The following is a 19474-nucleotide window of genomic DNA, read 5'->3' on the forward strand; positions in this document are numbered from 1 at the left end:
GCACGGGGCTGGGGCGACCCCGTGCAGTGGCTGCTGTTACCAGCAGATGCCTTCGGTGCGGCTGGTGGGGCAGGTCGGCTTGCCCATGAAGCCGACCAGGTCGATGACCTGCTTGCCGGCCGGGGCCTGTTGCGCCAGCGCACGGAACTTCTCGTCGCGGTTACCCAGCACGATCACGTCGGCGTGGTTGATCACCTGCTCGAAATCGGCGTTGAGCAGGGACGAGACGTGGGGGATCTTCGACTCGATGTAGTCCTTGTTGGCGCCGTGCACGCGGGCGTACTCGACGTTGCTGTCGTAGATGTTGAGCTCGTAGCCCTTGCCGATCAGGCGTTCGGCCAGTTCCACCAGCGGGCTCTCGCGCAGGTCGTCGGTGCCGGCCTTGAAGCTCAGGCCCAGCAGGGCAACCTTGCGCTTGTCGTGGCTTTCGATGATGTCGAAGGCGTTCTGCACCTGGGACTCGTTGCTGGTCATCAGCGAGTTGAGCAGCGGCGCCTTCACGTCCAGGCTGCCGGCGCGGTAGGTGAGGGCGCGCACGTCCTTGGGCAGGCACGAGCCGCCGAAGGCGAAGCCTGGGCGCATGTAGTACTGCGACAGGTTCAGGGCCTTGTCCTGGCACACCACTTCCATCACTTCGCGGCCATCGACGCCGCAGGCCTTGGCGATGTTGCCGATCTCGTTGGCGAAGGTGACCTTGGTGGCGTGCCACACGTTGCAGGTGTACTTGATCATCTCGGCCACTTCGATGTCCTTGCGGATGATCGGGGCGTCGAGCTCTTCGTAGAGGGCCTGCAGCACGTCGCCGCTGGCGCGGTCGAGTTCGCCGATGACAGTCATCGGCGGCTGGTCGTAGTCCTTGATCGCGGTGCTTTCGCGCAGGAACTCGGGGTTGACCGCCACGCCGAAGTCGACGCCGGCCTTCTTGCCCGAGCAGTCTTCGAGAATCGGGATCACCACGTTCTTGACGGTGCCCGGCAGTACGGTGCTGCGCACCACGATGGTGTGGCGGCTGCTCTTGTCGCGCAGTACCAGACCGATTTCGCGGCACACCGACTCGATGTATTCCAGGCCCAGGTCGCCGTTCTTCTTGCTCGGCGTACCGACGCAGATCATCGACACGTCGCTGTCGCGAATGGCCTGGGCAAAATCGGTGGTGCCCCGCAGGCGCTGGTTGGCAATGCCTTGCTGCAACAGGGCTTCGAGGCCCGGTTCCACGATGGGGGATTTGCCCTGGTTGATCAGGTCGATCTTGGTCGCCGATACATCCACGCCGATCACTTCATGGCCCCGGGCAGACAGGCAGCCCGCACAGACCGCACCTACATAACCCAAACCAAAGATGCTGATACGCATCGCATTCACCTCATGTGTTTATCATGTCGGCGCACAACTAAGCGCCAGACCGGGTTGGTTGACCAGCAAATTCAGGGTGCACGGAAGTGTCACGGTTAAACCGCTAACTGCCGGCAGGCAAATTAAATTGGAGTGCGAAAAATAAACGGCACTCAAGTTGGCGGCTAATGGCCATTTACATTAGGGGGGTGAGCCCTGGACGGTATCCGTCTTTATTGCAGTACCCACTGCGCGTACTGCTGTGCTTGTTATTTCAAGTGGATTAAATCCTTTGAAATCAACCACTAGGACGATTTTTAAGGGTGCTCTCTCCTGGCTTGGACGCGTAATCTTGTCGAACAATTGCGCGGACAAAAAAGTGCTTTCAAAACTTCCTGATACTGTCCATTTGTCATGTACGTCATCTCTCACATCCATCACGAGATAATCCGTACCGGTGGTATGAGCGAGCCTCAAGGGGATAAGTTCCAGGCTCGCCCGAGTCGCCGTGAAGGATTTTTTAATATTTCAACAGTTGACGATACTTTCACTTTGATAGCACACGGCAGTTTCGTCCCGTGTCTGTAGGGCAAACTTGGAGGGGGATGTTTTTATGCCAGCATGAAAAAAAATTTCAGGATATTTCGTCAGAAAACTACGAACGGTCTTATGACGTTTGGCGATAGGGCTAGAGGGGGTGGTTTTTTGGCGCCACGGGATTGGCGCCTGGCGGGCTGTGAGGACGCCATCGCGAGTCAAGCCCGCGCCCGCAAGGATTCAGGTGATCCCGGGGGGAGCGGGGGGACCCGCGATGCTTTCTACTCGGCCGGGTGGTCGCGCAGGAACACCAGGTTGTCCGGTTTGGACTGCTCGGCACTGTAGTAGTAGCCCTGCACGTCGAACTGCTTGAGCCGCTCGGGGTCGTCGATGCGCTCCTGGGTCACGAAGCGGGTCATCATGCCCCGCGCCTTCTTGGCATAGAAGCTGATGATCTTGTACTGGCCATTCTTGAAGTCGCGAAACTCGGTGTTGATCACCCGCGCCTTCAACGCGCTGCGCTTGACCGCCGAGAAGTACTCGTTGCTGGCCAGGTTCAGCAGCAGGTCGTCGCCTTGCTCGGCCAGCGCCTGGTTCAGCCACTCGCTGATGCGCGTGCCCCAGAAGGCGTAGAGGTCCTTGCCGCGGGCGTTGGCCAGCTTGGTGCCCATCTCCAGCCGGTAGGGCTGCATCAGGTCCAGCGGACGCAGCAGGCCGTACAGCCCCGACAGCATGCGCAGGTGCTGCTGGGCATAGGTGAAGTCGTCTTCGCTCAGGCTCTGTGCATCCAGCCCGGTGTACACGTCGCCCTTGAACGCCAGCAGCGCCTGCTTGGCGTTGGCCGGGGTGAAGTTCGGGGTCCAGCTGCCGAAGCGCGCGGCATTGAGGCCGGCCAGCTTGTCCGAGAGGTGCATCAGGTCGCTGATCTGCTGCGGCGAAAGTTCGCGCAGTTGCAGGATCAGTTCCTGGGAGTCGTCCAGGTATTGCGGCAGGGTGTGCCGCTGGGTAACGGGCGGGGTGTCGTAATCGAGGGTCTTGGCGGGTGAGATCACCGTCAGCATGAGGTCGGCTCCTTGAATCGTGGCGTCGATTCTACGGGCGGGGGGCGCCGATCTCCAGCTATCGCGCCAATAGCCAAGACCCTGGCGGCGCTTGGCGCTATAGTGCGCGGCGAGAAAATGGAGAGTGTGATCGTGCGCATAGCCCTTCTTTTACTGGCCGGCCTGCTGAGCACGCTGGTGCACGCGGCCCCGGTCGAGCTGGCCCGGTTCGACCGCAGCGTGTGGCCCGAACAACTCGACAGCCCGGCCCTGTTCGATGTGGCCTCGCGTGCCGAAATCCTCAGCTTTGCCCGCGTGCTGTATGACAGCGAGGCCCTGAGCGAGGCGCAGCTGGCCGAGCGCCTGAACCTTCGCCAGGTCAACCTGGTGACGCTGAATGCGTTGCGTCAGCGCCTGTGGCAGCGGCTGTGGCGCAACTATGACCTGGCCCAGCAGAGCTGCGAGCAGGACGCCTCGTTCTGCTACGCCATCGACAGTCTGCCGGACCTGCGCCAGCAGGCGGGCAAGTTCAGTGTTGCAGACGATTCGTTCTACGCCGGTTGGGCGCAGCCAAGCCGGCGTTTTCACGAGTACTACCTGAACGAGCAATTGCGCAAGGCGGCGCTGTTCACCCAGACCTCCAGCGAGGTGGAGCGGTTTTCCGACCAGGAGCGCGATGGCCAGGCACTCAACGACCGGCTGTTCGTGCTCAGCTTCGATGGCGGCCCGGGGCCGGCTACCGAGGCGCTGACCGACTACCTGCGCCGGCAGAAGCTTGGCGGGCTGTTCTTCGTGGTGGGCAAGAACCTGCAGGCGCGCCGCGACCAGACCTCGGCCGCGGCGCTGCAGCAACTGTATGCCGGGCAGTGCGTGGGGCTGCAGGGCTGGCAGTACAGCTCGCATGCGCAGTGGACCGGCTGGCAGGACTCGGTGGTCTCCAGCCGGGCACTGGTGCAGAGCAGCCTGCCCGAGGCATTCGTGCCGCTGTTTCGCCCGCCCTACGGGCAGCGCCGCGCCGACAGTGCGGCGTTTTTCGCCGGCCAGCAGCTGCAGGTGATGTTGTGGGATATCGACGCCCAGGACCAGGCCGGGTTGAATGCCGAGCAGTCGGCGCAGCGGGTGCTGAGCCTGATGCTGCTGTGGCGCCGCGGGGTGATCCAGTTTCATGACGGCCAGCCCAGGGCCCAGGCGGCGATCGACTGGTTGCTGCAGCACACGGCCCAGAGCGGGATTGGCTGGGGCAACTGCCGGGAATTTGCCGAAACCCCGTAATCGCTGGGCGCGGCGGCACCCGGCGGAAAAAATCGCCAGGCGTTCATCGGGGTTTGATCATTAACTGTAGTGGTGCTTGCGGCTCACGCCAAGGGCTTGACCGCACAACGAAAAATAAACTTCAAAAAAACGTAAAAACGCTTTTTATCGTCACGGGTTTTGCGGTATCAAGAAGTCAGACCGCCGAACCCTGCAGCACAGGTGGCGTACTAATGGCCCCTCCTTTGTTCGCAGCTTCCCTACCGTAACGACGCGGCCAGGGGGAGACCGGCGGTCACTTCGCGGCGCAGCACCGCCCAGGTATTGCGTCGTCTGGCCCCTACAAAGGTGACCGAGTATGGATGATCAAGGACGTAACGTTTCTTCCAACCAGCCAATCCTTTACGTGCTCGATACCAATGTTCTGATTCACGATCCGAACGCCTTGCTGAATTTCGAGGAACACCACGTCGCGCTGCCGATGACCGTGCTCGAGGAGCTCGACAAACTCAAGACCGGCAAACACACGATCGCCGCCGAATGCCGCCAGGCCATCCGTCTGATCGACCAGACCCTGGGCGATGCCACGCCCGAGGATGTCGAGCAGGGCGTACCGATCCAGCGCGGCAAGAGCGGCCCCAAGGGCTTCCTGTCGATCCTGATGACCCCACGCGCCGAACCCAACCGGCTGCTGCCAGAACACCTCAACGACAACATCATCATCAACCAGTTGCTCGAGCTGCGTAGCCGGCGCAAGGAACTGGACGTGGTGCTGGTGACCAAAGACATCAACATGCGCCTCAAGGCCCGGGCCTGCGGTATCGCCGCCGAGGACTACAGTACCGATCAGCTGGTCGACGACGTTTCGTTGCTGCCCAAGGGCTACCATTCGGTCAGCGGCTCGTTCTGGGACCGCGTCAACAAGGTCGAGACCCGCCAGGAGCGCGGGCGCACCTGGCACCGCGTGCAGCTGGCCGACAACCTGCCGGCGGTTCACATCAACGAGTTCATCATCGACGAGCAGGGCTTCGTCGGCTGGGTCAAGGGCATCCGTGACAGCGAGTTGCTGCTGCTCGACCTGCATCAGGAGCCACTGCTGCACCAGGAAGCCTGGGGCCTGAAACCGCGTGACATCCATCAGGGCCTGGCGCTGTTCGCCCTGCTCGACCCCGACATCCACCTGGTCAACCTCACCGGTGCCGCAGGTTCGGGCAAGACCATCCTGGCACTGGCCGCAGCCATCGAGCAGACCATGGTCAGCAAGCGCTATCGGCGCATCATCGCCACCCGCAGCGTGCAGGGGCTGGACCAGGAAATCGGCTTCCTGCCGGGCACCGAAGCGGAAAAAATGGAGCCCTGGCTGGGGGCGATCACCGACAACCTCGAAGCCTTGCACATGGACGACGAAAACACCCATGGCAGCGTCGAGTACATCCTCGAGCGCGTGCCGTTGCAGTTCAAGTCGCTCAACTACATTCGCGGTCGCAGCTTCCAGCAGAGCCTGATCCTGATCGACGAATGCCAGAACCTCACCCCGCACCAGATGAAGACCATCATCACCCGTGCCGGGGCCGGTTCCAAGGTGATCTGCCTGGGCAACCTGGCGCAGATCGACACCCCTTACCTGTCCGCCACCAGCTCGGGCCTGACCTACCTGACCGAGCGCTTCAAGGACTTCCCCAACGGCGTGCACATCACCCTGCAGGGCGTGCCCCGTTCGGTCCTGGCCGAATACGCCGAATCCCACCTGTAACCCCTGCCACCGGGCGGCCTTGTGCCGCCCGGTTTTTTTCCGCTGCCTAATGTTGACCCCTGGGTTTACAATCGGTGCTCCTGATCAGGAGTAACCCTGTGCTGACTCATCTCGATTCCCAAGGTCGGGCCAACATGGTCGACGTCACCGACAAAGCCGTCACCTCGCGCGAGGCGGTGGCCGAAGCGCGGGTGCGCATGCTCCCGCAAACCTTGCAGATGATCGTGGCTGGCGGCCACCCCAAGGGCGACGTGTTTGCCGTGGCGCGCATTGCCGGCATCCAGGCGGCAAAGAAGACCAGCGATCTGATCCCGCTGTGCCACCCGTTGATGCTCACCAGCGTCAAGCTCGAGCTGACTGACGAAGGCGACGACACGGTGCATATCGTGGCGCGCTGCAAGCTGGCCGGGCAGACCGGCGTCGAGATGGAGGCCCTGACGGCCGCCAGTGTGGCGGCGCTGACGATCTACGACATGTGCAAGGCGGTGGACCGGGGCATGACCATCCACAGCGTGCGTGTGCTGGAAAAACTGGGCGGCAAGAGCGGGCACTACCAGGTGGAGGCACCATGAACATCGACGTGGTGTATTTCGCGCGGTATCGCGAGGCGCTGGACAGCGACGGCGAACGCCTCGACGGGCCGTTCGACAGCGTCGACGATGTGCGCAAGGCCCTGCTGGCACGCGGGGAGGGGTACGCGATGCTGGGCGAGCAGAACCTGATGTGCGCGCGCAACCAGGAGTTGTGCAGGCTCGACGAGCCGGTGGCCGACGGCGACGAAGTGGCGTTCTTTCCGCCCGTGACCGGGGGCTGAGGTGGGCGTTCGAGTGCAGGCCGGCGCGTTCGACCCCGGCGCCGAGACCAATGCGATGCACGCGGCCAACGTCGGGGTGGGCGCGGTGGTGTCGTTTGTCGGCTATGTGCGCGACTTCAACGACGGTCGCGAGGTGGCGGGGATGTTCCTGGAGCATTACCCGGGCATGACCGAAAAGGCCCTGGCCAAGATCGTGCTGGAGGCCGAGCAGCGCTGGCCGTTGCTCAAGGTCGAAGTGCTGCACCGTATCGGCGCATTGCAGCCGGGCGAGCCGATCGTGTTCGTGGGTGTAGCCAGTGCGCACCGGCAGGCGGCGTTCCAGGCGTGCGACTTCGTGATGGACTATCTCAAGACCCGCGCGCCGTTCTGGAAGAAGGAGCAGACCGGCGAGGGGCCGCGCTGGGTCGAGGGGCGCCAGAGTGATGCGGACGCTGCGGGGCGTTGGTAGACGCCCCGCCGGCAAGGCTGGCTCCTGCAACGGTGCGGTGCCGCGAATCGGTTGAAAATTAATACACAAAAGTCCAGTATGGAATTATAAGTACAAAATAGTTCCAGGCTGCCTTGTGCCCGCCGCTTTTTCCTCTGTCTTGCAACACACCCCAACAACGAGCGAGAGAGACCGCTGATGAAAACCCCATCCCTGTTGGCTGCGCTGGCGTTGAGCCTGTTTGCCGCCGCCCCGTCGTTCGCCGCTGAAAAGACCCTGCGCATCGGTATCGAAGCTGCCTACCCACCGTTCGCGTTCAAGACCGCCGACGGCGCTATCAGTGGCTTCGACTACGACATCGGCAACGCCCTGTGCGCGCAGATGCAGGTCAAGTGCCAGTGGACCGAACAGGAATACGACGGCCTGATCCCGTCGCTCAAGGTCAAGAAGATCGACGCCGCCCTGTCGTCGATCACCATCACCGAAGACCGCAAGAAGTCGGTGGACTTCACCCACAAGTACTACTTCACCTCCGCACGCCTGGCCATGAAGGACGGCAGCCAGGTCGATGACGGCTTCGCCAACCTCAAGGGCAAGCGCATCGGCGTGCAGCGCGCGACCACCACCGACCGCTATGTGACCGCGGAACTGGTGCCCAAGGGCATCGAGATCGTGCGCTACACCAGCAACGAGGAAATCTTCATGGACCTGGTGGCCGGTCGCCTGGACGGTGTGTTCGCCGACACCATCCCGCTTGAACAGGGCTTCCTGGAGACGCCCAAGGGCAAGGGTTACGGGTTTGTCGGGCCAGAGCTGAAAGACCCCAAGTACGTGGGTGAGGGCGCCGGGATCGCGGTACGCAAGGGCAATACCGAACTGGTCGCCCAGCTGAACGCGGCCATCGACGCCATTCGCGCCAATGGCGAGTACCAGAAGATCCAGGCCAAGTACTTCAAGTCCGACATCTACGGCGACTGACCGTCGCCTGCCCGAGGCCTGAGTTCGTTCAGGCCTTGAGCTCCTTGAGGTGCTTGTACACCGTGGCCCGGCCCATGTTCAGCACGTTGGCCACGTAGTTGGCGGCGCTCTTGCCTCGAAACGCACCCTCGGCATGCAGGGCCAGCACCAGTTCGCGCTTGTGGTCGCGATTCAGGTTGCTCAGTGCCAGCTGGCGCTCGCGCAGCCAGCTGTTGAGAAACGTGTTGATGCGCTCCTGCCAGTCATCGCGAAACAGCGCGTCGGGCTGGGCGATCAGCCGGGTGGGCGAGAGAAACAGGTCCAGCGCCGCCTTGGCGTTTTCGAACATCGAGATGTTCAGGTTGATGCACAGCACGGCCTGCGGCTTGCCCTGGGCGTCGCGCAGCACGGTGCTGAGCGAGCGGATCTTCTGCCCGTCCCAATTGAGCTTTTCGTAGGGGCCAATGTTGGTTTCGTCGGTACCTGCCTCGAACATGTCTTCCAGGGCCGCATCGTCGCCGATCTCGCGCTTGGACAGGTTATTGGCGATGTAGTCGATCTTCTGGCTGCGCAGGTCGTGCAGCACCACCTCGGCGTGGGGGAAGAACAGCGTGGCGATGGCGTCGGCAATCGCGCGAAAGTTGCTCAGGGCGGGGTCGTGGGGCGGTATCGGCATGCAGGCGGGCTCCAGGCGGTGTCAGCGCCCTAGGCGAAGGGCGCTGGGAGTGTGCCGCAAACGCGGGCGGGCGTCACCCGTGCAGGCGGTACAGGGCGTTGGCCAGGGCGATGTCTTCCAGGCCCAGGCCGATGGAGCGGAAGAAGGCATGGCGCTGGTAGGTCGGGCGCGGCGCCTGCTCGCTGAGCAACTGGGCCAGGTCGCCGATGATGGCGTCGGCCTGCCAGCCGTGCTGCTCGCTGGCGATGCGCATCTCGCCGGCCGAGCCGGGTGTGGTCAGGCGGTAGTCGCAGTACACGTCCATGTCGGTCAGGCACTCGGGCGGCACTTCGTGGGCGCGTACCGCGTTGGTGCTGATCGAGGTGATCAGGGCCGGCTTGCTCAGCTGGCGCGGGTCGATCACAGGCTTTGCCGACGAGGTGCACAGCATGATCACGTCGGCGTCGTGCAGTGCTGATTGCAGGTCGTCCACCAGGCTCAGGCGCGGGTCGAGTGCACCGAGGGCTTCGCGCTGCTCGGCGCTTTTATCCTTGAGGCCTGGCGAGTGCAGGCGGATGTCCTGCCAGTCGCGCACGCCGCGCACATAGTGCAGGTGGGCCTGGGCGATGGGGCCGCTGCCGATCACGGTCAGGCGCCTGGCGCTGGTGGGGGCCAGGGCGTCGACCGCGACGGCGGTGGTGGCAGCGGTGCGTGCGGTGGTCAGTTCGCCGGCGTCGCACAATAGCAGTGGCTGGCCGCTGTCCATGGACATCAGCAATGTCCAGGCGGTGATCAGCGGCGCGCCTTCGCGCACGATGTAGGGCGAGGTCTTGACGCCGTAGACGCGGTCTTCGGCGAGCACCCCGCCGTAGTTGATGAAGTCGCCCCTGCCGGCCGGGAACTCCACCAGCTGTTGCGGCGGCTGCACGGCCTGGCCGGCGGCCAGGTCACGGAACAGCTTGCGCAGGATCTGCGGCACGTCCACCTGCGCGAGCAGTTGGCGGGCCAGGGGCTGGTCGATCACGCGTGGGGTAGACATGCGGCGCTCCATTTGAACTATTTTGTCTATTATGGACAAATAGTTTAATTGCGCCAACCCTATCGCGGGTCGAGCCCGCCCCCACAATCATTACTGTTGTCGCTGTGGGAGCGGGCTTGACCCGCGATGAGCCAGCCCGGTCAGCGCAAAAAAAAACGCAGCCGGCGAGGGCTGCGTTTTCTGTCCATCAATCGACTCAGTGATGCTTGCGCGCCACCGGCTTGAGCAGCTCGGTCGGCGGGGTCTCGCAACTGATCTTGCGCCCCAGCAATGCCTCGATACCCGGCAGCTGGTACGAATCGTCCTCACCGGCGAAGCTGATCGACACGCCACTGGTACCCGCACGGCCGGTACGGCCGATACGGTGCACGTAGTCGTCCGGGTCTTCGGGCAGGGTGAAGTTGATCACGTGGCTGATGCCGTCGATGTGGATCCCGCGACCGGCCACATCGGTGGCCACCAGCACGGTGACCCGGCCTTCGCGGAAATTCTCCAGGGTCTTGATGCGCTTGTGCTGCGGCACATCGCCCGACAATTGCGCGGCATTCACGCCGTCACGCACCAGGCGCTCTTCGATACGGCGCACCTCGTCCTTGCGGTTGGCGAACACGATGACCCGCTCCCACTTGTTCTCGGTCACCAGGTTGTACAGCAGCTTGTACTTGTCGGCACCGGCTACCGCATACACATGTTGCTCGACGGTTTCGCTGGCAACGTTCTCCGGCTCGATCTCGACGATGGCCGGGTCGGTGGTCCACTGTTGCGCCAGGTTCATCACGTCTTCGGTGAAGGTGGCCGAGAACAGCAGCGTCTGGCGCTCGCTCTTGGGCGGGGTCTGGCGGATGATCTGGCGAACCTGCGGGATGAAGCCCATGTCGAGCATGCGGTCGGCTTCGTCCAGCACCAGCACCTCGACCATGTCCAGGTGCGCTTCACCGCGCTGGTTGAAGTCCAGCAGGCGACCCGGGGTGGCCACCAGGATGTCGCAGTGGCGTGCCTCAAGGGCCTTGAGCTGCTTGTCGAAGTCCATGCCACCGACGAACGTCATCACGTTCAGGCCGGTGTACTTGGTCAGCTCGGCGGCGTCCTTGGCGATCTGCACCACCAGTTCGCGGGTAGGGGCAATGATCAGCGCCCGCGGCTCGCCCATGTAGCGCTCTTTGGGCGGCGGGGTCTGTTGCAGCTGGCTGATGATCGAGATCAGGAACGCGGCGGTCTTGCCGGTGCCGGTCTGGGCCCGGCCGATCGCATCCTTGCCACGCAGGGTGAAGCCCAGTACTTCGGCCTGGATCGGCGTGCAGTACGGGAAGCCCAGGTCGTGGATGGCATGCATCAGCTCGGGCGAGAGCTTGAAGTCGTGGAAGCGGGTCTTGCCCTCTTGCGGTTCCACCACAAAGTCTTCCAGTTTCCAGGTGCTGGCCTGGGGTTTTGGCTTGCGCTCGCGGCGCGGCTTGGCCTCGACCGGTTTGCTCGCCGGTTGCTCCAGGGGTTTTTCCACCGGCTTTTCGGCGCGCGCTGGCGCGGCGGCTTCGGTCTGAGCCTTGAGCGGCGCGGCGGGAGCCGGGGCCTTGGGTGCTGCGGGCGGCTGCACGGTAGCAACGCTTTCGGTGGCGAGTTGCTCAACCTCGCTCTTTCCGAACATCTTCTTGAGTGCTTTGAGCACGGTCATCTCATCAATTGGTTAAGGAATGTACGCCGGCCAGTGTAATGCAAGATTCGGGCGCGGCGTAGTGGATTGCTCCGACAACTACAGACAAGGCGTTTTTTAGCGCAGACGCTCGATCAGCCAGGCGCCGATGTCCTGGATTTCCTCGGGCAGCACGGCGTGTTCCATCGGGTATTCCTTCCACTGCACGGTGACGCCCCAGCTGTTCAGGTACTCGAAGGCGGCACGCCCCATGGACGGGATGACCACCGGGTCGTACACGCCGTGCAGGCACAGCGCCGGAATGCGCTGTTGGCTGGCGCTGAGCACGGTGCTGTCGGTGAAGGTCGGGGCGTAGGTGGAAAGGGCCATTACCCCGCCCAGCGTCTCCTGCCACTTTACATAGGCGGTGTGCAGAACCACCGCGCCGCCCTGGGAGAAGCCGGCCAGGATGATGCGCGACAGGGCGACGCCCTTGGCCTGTTCCTGCTTGATCAGGTCGATGACTGCCTGTGCCGAGGCGTCGAGTTGCGCTTCGTCGATGGCGCGTGCACCCGGCGTCAGCGCCTTGATGTCGTACCAGCTGGGCATGGCGTAGCCATTGTTGATGGTGACCGGCTGGGTGGGTGCCTGCGGCATCACGAAGCGCGTGCTCAGCAGCACTTCCTGCAGGGCTTCGGCCACCGGCATGAAGTCGTAGCGGTCGGCGCCCAGCCCATGCAGCCAGATGACACAGGCGTCGGCGGTTTTCTGGGGTTCGAGAATCAGGGGATTGGTCATGACTGCTCCGAAAAAGTGCACGCAGGCCGGGGTGCGCGCTTGAAGAAAGGCATCGCTGGCGTTGCGTGCAAGGCTGTCACAGAACAGTCGGTTGTGCCAATCACCCGCCGCACGCAGTGCTGCGCCGATGCGGCGTCAGGCCGGCGCGGCCAGGGGTCAGTCCTCTTCCTTGGGCGCGGGTGCAGGCGGTGGACGCAGGCCGATCTCGGCGATCAGCTTCAGCGGCTTGCCATTGCGCACCACTTCGATGGCCACCTTGTCGTTGGGCTTGATCCGCGCCACCTGGTTCATCGAGCGCCGGCCATCGCCGGCCGGTTCGCCGTTGATGCTCAGAATCACGTCACCCAGCTGCAGGCCGGCCTTCTGCGCCGGCCCGTCGCGGAAGATGCCCGCCACCACGATGCCTGGCCGGCCCTGCATGCCGAACGACTCGGCCAGCTCCTGGCTCAGCGGTTGCACCTCGATGCCCAGCCAGCCGCGAATCACCTGGCCATGCTCGATGATCGACTTCATCACCTCCAGCGCCAGCTTGGTGGGGATGGCGAAGCCGATGCCTTGCGAGCCGCCGGACTTGGAGAAGATCGCGGTGTTGATGCCGGTCAGGTTGCCATTGGCATCCACCAGCGCGCCACCGGAGTTGCCCGGGTTGATGGCCGCGTCGGTCTGGATGAAGTCTTCGTAGTTGTTCAGGCCCAGCTGGTTGCGCCCGGTGGCGCTGATGATGCCCATGGTCACGGTCTGGCCGACGCCGAACGGGTTGCCGATGGCCAGCGCCACATCACCGATGTGGATGTTGTCCGAGCGCCCGATGGTGATCGAGGGCAGGTTCTTGAGGTCGATCTTGAGCACGGCCAGGTCGGTTTCCGGGTCGCTGCCGATCACCCGTGCCAGGGTCTCGCGGCCGTCCTTGAGCGCCACCACGATCTGGTCGGCGCCGGAGGTCACGTGGTTGTTGGTCAGCAGGTAGCCCTCCGGGCTCATGATCACCGCCGAGCCCAGGCTCGATTCCCAGCGCCGCTGCTTGGGCAGGTTGTCACCGAAGAAGCGGCGGAACTGTGGGTCTTCGAACAGCGGGTGCGCGGTCTTGTTGACCACCTTGGTGGTGTACAGGTTGGCCACTGCGGGGGCCGCATTGCTCACCGCATCGGCATACGACACGGGGCCCTGCATCAGCCGCGTGGTCTGCGGCGCCTGCTGCAGGTTGACGTCCTGGCTGGGCAGGCCGACCCATTGGGGAAATTGCTGGATGACCAGCAGGGCGATCAGTACGCCGGTGACCAGTGGCCAGGCAAAGTAACGCAGAGCCTTGAACATGAGATGGATCCTGGGAGGTGGCCAGAGCCGATGCCGCAGTGGGGAGTAGATGAACGCGCGCGATCATACTGCGGCAAGGCCCGTGCAGGAACTGCTAAATCACGTCGAGCCATGACGGTCATGGCGCCGCGCCCCCGGGCAGTTGCCGTCGGTTTCCCCAAAAACGGTCGACGGCTCATAATGGCGGCCATTATACGAGGCCTTGTGCCACGCTGAACCGCTGAATTGAGGAGTCTTTGCATGGCTGTTGCCCTGAGCACCTTGGTCGAGGAAGCCGATCGCTACCTTGGCAGCGCAAAAATCCAGGACTACTGCCCCAACGGCCTGCAGGTCGAGGGCAACCCGCAGGTGTCGCGCATCGTCACCGGCGTCACCGCCAGCCAGGCATTGCTGGACGCTGCGGTCGAGGCGGGCGCCGACCTGGTGCTGGTGCACCACGGCTACTTCTGGAAGGGCGAGAACCCCTGCATCACCGGCATGAAGCAGCGCCGCCTCAAGACCCTGCTCAAACACGACCTGAGCCTGCTGGCTTACCACCTGCCGCTGGACCTGCACCCCGAGGTGGGCAACAACGTGCAGCTGGCGCGCCAGCTGGACATCACCGTCGAGGGCCCGCTGGACCCGGCCAACCCGCGGGTGGTGGGGCTGGTGGGCTCGCTGGCCGAACCGATGTCGGCGCGGGATTTCGCGCGCAAGGTCAGCGACGTGATGGGCCGCGAGCCGCTGCTGATCGAAGGCGACGAGGTCATTCGCCGGGTGGGCTGGTGCACCGGCGGCGGCCAGGGCTACATCGACCAGGCGATTGCCGCAGGGGTCGACCTGTACCTGAGCGGCGAGGCGTCGGAGCAGACTTTCCACAGTGCTCGCGAGAACGGCATCAGCTTCATCGCCGCCGGCCACCACGCCACCGAGCGTTACGGGGTGCAGGCGCTGGGCGATTACCTGGCACGTCGATTCGCTCTGGAACACCTGTTCATCGACTGCCCGAACCCGATCTGAGGCTAAAACGCCAAGGCATATTCTTATACTGTTTCGTTCTAGTAGCCTGCCTAAATAGAATCGGGCGCTGTGATAAAGTGGCCCGCTCGAACACGGCCCGCTGGCCGTCCATAAGATTGATTTTCCGTGAGTAGCCATGGTCGACAAGCTGACGCATTTGAAACAGTTGGAGGCGGAGAGCATCCACATCATTCGTGAGGTGGCCGCCGAGTTCGACAACCCGGTGATGCTGTACTCGATCGGCAAGGATTCGGCCGTGATGCTGCACCTGGCACGCAAGGCCTTCTTCCCGGGCAAGCTGCCGTTTCCGGTGATGCACGTCGACACCCAGTGGAAATTCCAGGAGATGTACAGCTTCCGCGACAAGATGGTCGAGGAAATGGGCCTGGAGCTGATCACCCACGTCAACCCCGATGGCGTTGCCCAGGGCATCAATCCGTTCACCCACGGCAGTGCCAAGCACACCGACATCATGAAGACCGAGGGCCTCAAGCAGGCGCTCGACAAGCACGGCTTCGACGCCGCCTTCGGTGGCGCGCGCCGCGACGAAGAGAAGTCGCGGGCCAAGGAGCGTGTGTACTCGTTCCGTGACAGCAAGCACCGCTGGGACCCGAAGAACCAGCGCCCAGAGCTGTGGAACGTGTACAACGGCAAGGTCAACAAGGGCGAGTCGATTCGCGTGTTCCCGCTGTCGAACTGGACCGAGCTGGATATCTGGCAGTACATCTACCTCGAAGGCATCCCGATCGTGCCGCTGTACTTTGCAGCCGAGCGCGAAGTGATCGAGAAGAACGGCACCCTGATCATGATCGATGACGAGCGCATCCTGGAGCACCTCTCGGATGAAGAGAAGGCTCGCATCGTCAAGAAGAAAGTGCGTTTCCGTACCCTTGGCTGCTACCCGTTGACGGGCGCGGTGGAGTCGGAGGCCGAGAGCCTGACCGACATCATTCAGGAAATGCTCCTGACGCGCACTTCCGAGCGCCAGGGCCGCGTCATCGACCACGATGGCGCAGGTTCCATGGAAGACAAGAAACGTCAGGGCTATTTCTAAGTTAGGGTCAGACCATGTCGCACCAATCCGAATTGATCAGCGAGGACATCCTCGCCTACCTGGCCCAGCACGAACGCAAGGAACTGCTGCGCTTCTTGACCTGCGGTAACGTCGACGACGGCAAGAGCACCCTGATCGGGCGCCTGCTGCACGACTCCAAGATGATCTACGAAGACCATCTGGAAGCCATTACCCGCGATTCGAAGAAAGTCGGCACCACCGGTGACGACATCGACCTGGCATTGCTGGTCGACGGCCTGCAGGCCGAGCGCGAGCAGGGCATCACCATCGATGTGGCCTACCGCTATTTCTCCACGGCCAAGCGCAAGTTCATCATCGCCGACACCCCGGGCCACGAGCAGTACACCCGCAACATGGCCACCGGTGCGTCCACCTGCGACCTGGCGATCATCCTGGTGGACGCGCGCTACGGCGTGCAGACCCAGACCCGCCGGCACAGCTACATCGCTTCGCTGCTGGGCATCAAGCACATCGTCGTGGCCGTGAACAAGATGGACCTCAAGGGCTTCGACCAGGACGTGTTCGAAGGCATCAAGGCCGACTACCTGAAGTTTGCCGAAGCCATCAACATGACCCCCAGCAGCCTGCACTTCGTGCCGATGTCGGCGCTCAAGGGCGACAACGTGGTCAACCGCAGCGAGCGTTCGCCGTGGTACACCGGCCCTGCGCTGATGGAAATCCTCGAAACCGTGGAAGTGGCGGCCGACCGCAACTTCACCGACCTGCGTTTTCCGGTGCAGTACGTCAACCGTCCCAACCTGAACTTCCGTGGCTTTGCCGGCACCCTGGCCAGCGGCGTGGTACACAAGGGCGACGAGATCGTGGTGCTGCCGTCGGGCAAGAGCAGCCGCGTGAAGTCCATCGTCACCTACGAAGGTGAGCTGGAGCAGGCCGGCCCGGGCCAGGCCGTGACCCTGACCATGGAAGACGAGATCGACATCTCCCGTGGCGACCTGCTGGTGCATGCCGACAACGTCCCGCCGGTGACCGACCAGTTCGACGCCATGCTGGTGTGGATGGCCGAAGAGCCGATGCTGCCGGGCAAGAAATACGACATCAAGCGCGCCACCAGCTACGTGCCGGGCTCGATTGCCAGCATCGCCCACAAGGTCGATGTGAACACCCTGGAACAGGGCGCTGCGAGTGCGTTGCAGCTCAACGAGATCGGCAAGGTCAAGGTGAGCCTGGATGCTCCGATCGCGCTGGACGGCTACGACAGCAACCGCACCACCGGCGCGTTCATCATCATCGACCGCCTGACCAACGGCACCGTGGGCGCGGGCATGATCATCGCGCCACCGGTACTGCCTCACGGCAGCACCGGCCAGCATGGCAGGCAGGCCCACGTGACCACCGAGGAGCGTGCCTTGCGCTTCGGCCAGCAGCCGGCCACCGTGCTGTTCAGCGGCCTGTCGGGCGCGGGCAAGAGCACCCTGGCGTATGCCGTTGAGCGCAAGCTGTTCGACATGGGCCGTGCGGTGTACGTGCTCGACGGGCAGAACCTGCGCCATGACCTGAACAAAGGCCTGCCGCAGGACCGTGCCGGGCGTACCGAGAACTGGCGTCGTGCTGCGCATGTGGCGCGTCAGTTCAACGAAGCGGGCTTGCTGACCCTGGCCGCGTTCGTGGCACCGGATGCCGAAGGCCGTGAACAGGCCAAGGCGCTGATCGGCAAGGAGCGCTTGCTGACCGTTTACGTCCAGGCTTCGCCGTTGGTGTGCCGTGAGCGTGATCCGCAGGGGCTGTACGCGGCCGGTGGCGACAACATCCCGGGCGAGAGCTTCCCGTATGACGTGCCGCAGGATGCGGACCTGGTGATCGACACCCAGAGCGTTGGCGTGGAAGAGGGCGTCAAGCAGGTACTGGAACTGCTGCGCAAGCGTGGCGCGATCTAAGCGCTGCTGCTGAATGAAAAGCCCGCGATGGTGAAGGCCATCGCGGGCTTTTTTGTGGCGGCTGGCCGCTTCGCCGGCAAGACCGGCTCCTACGGTGAGCGCAAGGCCATGCAGGAGCAGGCCTTGCCGGGGAAGTGCCCAGCGGACACGCCGCTTCAAATATGCTTCTGTGCCACCGGAATCACCCGCTTCTCCTTCACCGCCTTGAACGAGAAGCTCGAATAGATCTCCTTCACCCCCGGCAGCCGCTGCAGTACCTCGCGGGTGAACTCGCCGAACGACTCCAGATCCCGCGCCAGAATCTCCAGCAGGAAGTCATAACGCCCGGAGATGTTGTGGCACGCCACGATTTCGGGGATATCCATCAGCCGCTGCTCGAATGCCCGGGCCATCTCCTTGCTGTGCGAATCCATCATGATGCTGACGAAGGCGGTCACTCCGAAGCCCAGTGCCTTGGGTGACAGGATGGCCTGATAGCCGGTGATGTAGCCCGACTCCTCCAGCAGCTTGACCCGCCGCCAGCACGGCGAGGTGGTCAGGGCGACGCTGTCGGCGAGCTCGGCCACGGTCAGTCGGGCGTTGTCTTGCAGCGCGGCCAGCAGTGCGCGGTCGGTACGGTCGATGGCGCTAGGCATGTCTTGCCCTCCATAGCCTGTTCTTGTTGTTTTTATGTCAGTGAACGGCGTTTTTCGTAGGCGTATTTGGAAAAATTTAAGCCGGTCTGTGGAATAAGCTTATAACAAACCACAAGAGGCGGTTGCCATGCACGGCTCCAACAAGCTCCCAGGATTTGCCACCCGCGCCATTCACCATGGCTACGACCCCCAGGACCACGGCGGCGCACTGGTGCCACCGGTCTACCAGACCGCGACGTTCACCTTCCCCACCGTGGAATACGGCGCTGCGTGCTTTGCCGGCGAGCAGGCCGGGCATTTCTACAGCCGCATCTCCAACCCCACCCTCAACCTGCTGGAAGCACGCATGGCCTCGCTGGAAGGCGGCGAGGCCGGGCTGGCGCTGGCCTCGGGCATGGGGGCGATCACGTCCACGCTATGGACGCTGCTGCGCCCCGGTGACGAGGTGCTGCTGGGCAACACCCTGTACGGCTGCACCTTTGCGTTCCTGCACCACGGCATCGGCGAGTTCGGGGTCAAGCTGCGTCATGTGGACATGGCCGACCTGCAGGCATTGGAGGCGGCCATGACGCCGGCCACCCGGGTGATCTATTTCGAATCGCCGGCCAACCCCAACATGCACATGGCCGATATCGCCGGCGTGGCGAAGATTGCACGCAAGCACGGCGCGACCGTGGTGGTCGACAACACCTACTGCACGCCGTACCTGCAACGGCCACTGGAGCTGGGCGCCGACCTGGTGGTGCATTCGGCCACCAAGTACCTGAGCGGCCATGGCGACATCACTGCTGGCATTGTGGTGGGCAGCCAGGCACTGGTGGACCGTATACGTCTGCAGGGCCTCAAGGACATGACCGGTGCGGTGCTCTCGCCCCATGACGCCGCACTGCTGATGCGCGGCATCAAGACCCTCAACCTGCGCATGGACCGCCACTGCGCCAACGCTCAGGTGCTGGCCGAGTTCCTCGCCGGGCAGCCGCAGGTGGAGCTGATCCATTACCCGGGCCTGGCGAGCTTCCCGCAGTACACCCTGGCCCGCCAGCAGATGAGCCAGCCGGGCGGCATGATCGCCTTCGAACTCAAGGGCGGCATCGGTGCCGGGCGGCGGTTCATGAACGCCCTGCAACTGTTCAGCCGCGCGGTGAGCCTGGGCGATGCCGAGTCGCTGGCGCAGCACCCGGCAAGCATGACTCATTCCAGCTATACCCCAGAGGAGCGTGCGCATTACGGCATCTCCGAGGGGCTGGTGCGGTTGTCGGTGGGGCTGGAAGACATCGACGACCTGCTGGCCGATGTGCAACAGGCACTCAAGGCGAGTGCCTGAAC

Annotated in this window: 18 protein-coding genes; 10 read left to right on the forward strand and 8 right to left on the reverse strand. The window is 63.4% G+C overall.

What is annotated here, in order from left to right:
- Positions 1 to 36: 36 nt before the first annotated feature.
- Together V9K84_RS26915 and yaaA are read right to left on the reverse strand one after the other, a co-directional pair.
- Complete coding sequence (locus V9K84_RS26915; RefSeq protein ID WP_043861007.1) at positions 37 to 1353, reverse strand: UDP-glucose/GDP-mannose dehydrogenase family protein; 1317 nt, start codon at positions 1351 to 1353, stop codon at positions 37 to 39.
- Positions 1354 to 2150: 797 nt separating this feature from the next.
- Positions 2151 to 2930 (reverse strand): peroxide stress protein YaaA, encoded by a 780-nt coding sequence (gene yaaA / locus V9K84_RS26920; protein ID WP_043861008.1) that lies wholly within the window; start codon positions 2928 to 2930, stop codon positions 2151 to 2153.
- A gap of 132 nt (positions 2931 to 3062) precedes the next feature.
- On the opposite strand from yaaA, the gene V9K84_RS26925 reads away from it, so the two are divergent.
- The 6 genes from V9K84_RS26925 (at position 3063) to V9K84_RS26950 (ending at position 8132) form a co-directional block, all read left to right on the forward strand.
- Entirely contained in the window at positions 3063 to 4181 is a 1119-nt protein-coding gene (locus V9K84_RS26925; protein ID WP_054914928.1) for a polysaccharide deacetylase family protein, read from the forward strand.
- A 337-nt stretch (positions 4182 to 4518) separates the two neighbouring features.
- Complete coding sequence (locus V9K84_RS26930; RefSeq protein ID WP_043861009.1) at positions 4519 to 5913, forward strand: PhoH family protein; 1395 nt, start codon at positions 4519 to 4521, stop codon at positions 5911 to 5913.
- 98 nt (positions 5914 to 6011) lie between these two features.
- The gene (gene moaC, locus V9K84_RS26935; protein ID WP_088515549.1) at positions 6012 to 6485 is read left to right on the forward strand and encodes a cyclic pyranopterin monophosphate synthase MoaC; all 474 of its coding nucleotides are present in this window, start codon (positions 6012 to 6014) and stop codon (positions 6483 to 6485) included.
- Positions 6482 to 6727 carry a MoaD/ThiS family protein gene (locus tag V9K84_RS26940; protein WP_043861011.1) on the forward strand — a complete coding sequence of 82 codons (246 nt, stop codon included), beginning with the start codon at positions 6482 to 6484 and terminating at the stop codon, positions 6725 to 6727. The genes moaC and V9K84_RS26940 overlap by 4 nt, the downstream gene beginning before the upstream one ends.
- A 1-nt stretch (position 6728) precedes the next feature.
- Positions 6729 to 7175: a molybdopterin synthase catalytic subunit MoaE gene (moaE, locus tag V9K84_RS26945; RefSeq protein ID WP_043861012.1), complete on the forward strand. Its 447-nt coding sequence runs from the start codon at positions 6729 to 6731 to the stop codon at positions 7173 to 7175.
- Positions 7176 to 7352: 177 nt separating this feature from the next.
- Positions 7353 to 8132: an ABC transporter substrate-binding protein gene (locus tag V9K84_RS26950; RefSeq protein ID WP_088515548.1), complete on the forward strand. Its 780-nt coding sequence runs from the start codon at positions 7353 to 7355 to the stop codon at positions 8130 to 8132.
- A gap of 28 nt (positions 8133 to 8160) precedes the next feature.
- On the opposite strand, the gene V9K84_RS26955 is transcribed toward V9K84_RS26950, so the two are convergent.
- From V9K84_RS26955 to algW, 5 genes are all read right to left on the reverse strand, one after another.
- The gene (locus V9K84_RS26955) at positions 8161 to 8787 is read right to left on the reverse strand and encodes a PAS domain-containing protein (RefSeq protein ID WP_054914846.1); all 627 of its coding nucleotides are present in this window, start codon (positions 8785 to 8787) and stop codon (positions 8161 to 8163) included.
- A 73-nt stretch (positions 8788 to 8860) separates the two neighbouring features.
- Positions 8861 to 9805, reverse strand: a complete 945-nt coding sequence (locus tag V9K84_RS26960; RefSeq protein ID WP_043861015.1) for an ornithine cyclodeaminase family protein — start codon at positions 9803 to 9805, stop codon at positions 8861 to 8863.
- A gap of 196 nt (positions 9806 to 10001) precedes the next feature.
- Positions 10002 to 11447: an ATP-dependent RNA helicase RhlB gene (rhlB, locus tag V9K84_RS26965; RefSeq protein WP_229590058.1), complete on the reverse strand. Its 1446-nt coding sequence runs from the start codon at positions 11445 to 11447 to the stop codon at positions 10002 to 10004.
- A gap of 123 nt (positions 11448 to 11570) precedes the next feature.
- Positions 11571 to 12230: an alpha/beta fold hydrolase gene (locus V9K84_RS26970; RefSeq protein ID WP_043861016.1), complete on the reverse strand. Its 660-nt coding sequence runs from the start codon at positions 12228 to 12230 to the stop codon at positions 11571 to 11573.
- A 156-nt stretch (positions 12231 to 12386) separates the two neighbouring features.
- Entirely contained in the window at positions 12387 to 13544 is a 1158-nt protein-coding gene (algW, locus tag V9K84_RS26975) for a Do family serine endopeptidase AlgW (protein WP_043861017.1), read from the reverse strand.
- Between the two features lie 240 nt (positions 13545 to 13784).
- Between algW and V9K84_RS26980 the strand changes: the two genes are divergently transcribed.
- The 3 genes from V9K84_RS26980 to cysN all read left to right on the forward strand — a co-directional run bounded on the left by V9K84_RS26980 (position 13785) and on the right by cysN (position 17513).
- Positions 13785 to 14543, forward strand: coding sequence for a Nif3-like dinuclear metal center hexameric protein (locus V9K84_RS26980; protein WP_043861018.1), 759 nt, complete (start codon positions 13785 to 13787; stop codon positions 14541 to 14543).
- 136 nt (positions 14544 to 14679) lie between these two features.
- Entirely contained in the window at positions 14680 to 15597 is a 918-nt protein-coding gene (cysD, locus tag V9K84_RS26985; RefSeq protein ID WP_058540870.1) for a sulfate adenylyltransferase subunit CysD, read from the forward strand.
- Between the two features lie 14 nt (positions 15598 to 15611).
- Positions 15612 to 17513 carry a sulfate adenylyltransferase subunit CysN gene (gene cysN, locus V9K84_RS26990; protein WP_088515546.1) on the forward strand — a complete coding sequence of 634 codons (1902 nt, stop codon included), beginning with the start codon at positions 15612 to 15614 and terminating at the stop codon, positions 17511 to 17513.
- Between the two features lie 155 nt (positions 17514 to 17668).
- Here the strand turns inward: cysN and V9K84_RS26995 are convergent, their stop codons facing one another.
- The gene (locus V9K84_RS26995) at positions 17669 to 18148 is read right to left on the reverse strand and encodes an Lrp/AsnC family transcriptional regulator (protein ID WP_043861021.1); all 480 of its coding nucleotides are present in this window, start codon (positions 18146 to 18148) and stop codon (positions 17669 to 17671) included.
- A gap of 127 nt (positions 18149 to 18275) precedes the next feature.
- Between V9K84_RS26995 and V9K84_RS27000 the strand changes: the two genes are divergently transcribed.
- The gene (locus V9K84_RS27000) at positions 18276 to 19472 is read left to right on the forward strand and encodes a methionine gamma-lyase (RefSeq protein ID WP_043861022.1); all 1197 of its coding nucleotides are present in this window, start codon (positions 18276 to 18278) and stop codon (positions 19470 to 19472) included.
- Positions 19473 to 19474 lie beyond the last annotated feature (2 nt).

Origin of the sequence: Pseudomonas sp. AE27, from assembly GCF_037113495.1 — a bacterium.
GTDB classification, from domain to species: domain Bacteria; phylum Pseudomonadota; class Gammaproteobacteria; order Pseudomonadales; family Pseudomonadaceae; genus Aquipseudomonas; species Aquipseudomonas palmensis.

What these genes read in the sequence shown, in the direction of transcription:
- V9K84_RS26915 (WP_043861007.1), bottom strand. Translation starts at nt 1,353, where the DNA reads ATGCGTATCAGCATCTTTGGTTTGGGTTATGTAGGTGCGGTCTGTGCG.
- yaaA (WP_043861008.1), bottom strand. Translation starts at nt 2,930, where the DNA reads ATGCTGACGGTGATCTCACCCGCCAAGACCCTCGATTACGACACCCCG.
- V9K84_RS26930 (WP_043861009.1), top strand. Translation starts at nt 4,519, where the DNA reads ATGGATGATCAAGGACGTAACGTTTCTTCCAACCAGCCAATCCTTTAC.
- V9K84_RS26940 (WP_043861011.1), top strand. Translation starts at nt 6,482, where the DNA reads ATGAACATCGACGTGGTGTATTTCGCGCGGTATCGCGAGGCGCTGGAC.
- V9K84_RS26950 (WP_088515548.1), top strand. Translation starts at nt 7,353, where the DNA reads ATGAAAACCCCATCCCTGTTGGCTGCGCTGGCGTTGAGCCTGTTTGCC.
- V9K84_RS26955 (WP_054914846.1), bottom strand. Translation starts at nt 8,787, where the DNA reads ATGCCGATACCGCCCCACGACCCCGCCCTGAGCAACTTTCGCGCGATT.
- V9K84_RS26960 (WP_043861015.1), bottom strand. Translation starts at nt 9,805, where the DNA reads ATGTCTACCCCACGCGTGATCGACCAGCCCCTGGCCCGCCAACTGCTC.
- rhlB (WP_229590058.1), bottom strand. Translation starts at nt 11,447, where the DNA reads ATGTTCGGAAAGAGCGAGGTTGAGCAACTCGCCACCGAAAGCGTTGCT.
- V9K84_RS26970 (WP_043861016.1), bottom strand. Translation starts at nt 12,230, where the DNA reads ATGACCAATCCCCTGATTCTCGAACCCCAGAAAACCGCCGACGCCTGT.
- algW (WP_043861017.1), bottom strand. Translation starts at nt 13,544, where the DNA reads ATGTTCAAGGCTCTGCGTTACTTTGCCTGGCCACTGGTCACCGGCGTA.
- V9K84_RS26980 (WP_043861018.1), top strand. Translation starts at nt 13,785, where the DNA reads ATGGCTGTTGCCCTGAGCACCTTGGTCGAGGAAGCCGATCGCTACCTT.
- cysD (WP_058540870.1), top strand. Translation starts at nt 14,680, where the DNA reads ATGGTCGACAAGCTGACGCATTTGAAACAGTTGGAGGCGGAGAGCATC.
- cysN (WP_088515546.1), top strand. Translation starts at nt 15,612, where the DNA reads ATGTCGCACCAATCCGAATTGATCAGCGAGGACATCCTCGCCTACCTG.
- V9K84_RS26995 (WP_043861021.1), bottom strand. Translation starts at nt 18,148, where the DNA reads ATGCCTAGCGCCATCGACCGTACCGACCGCGCACTGCTGGCCGCGCTG.
- V9K84_RS27000 (WP_043861022.1), top strand. Translation starts at nt 18,276, where the DNA reads ATGCACGGCTCCAACAAGCTCCCAGGATTTGCCACCCGCGCCATTCAC.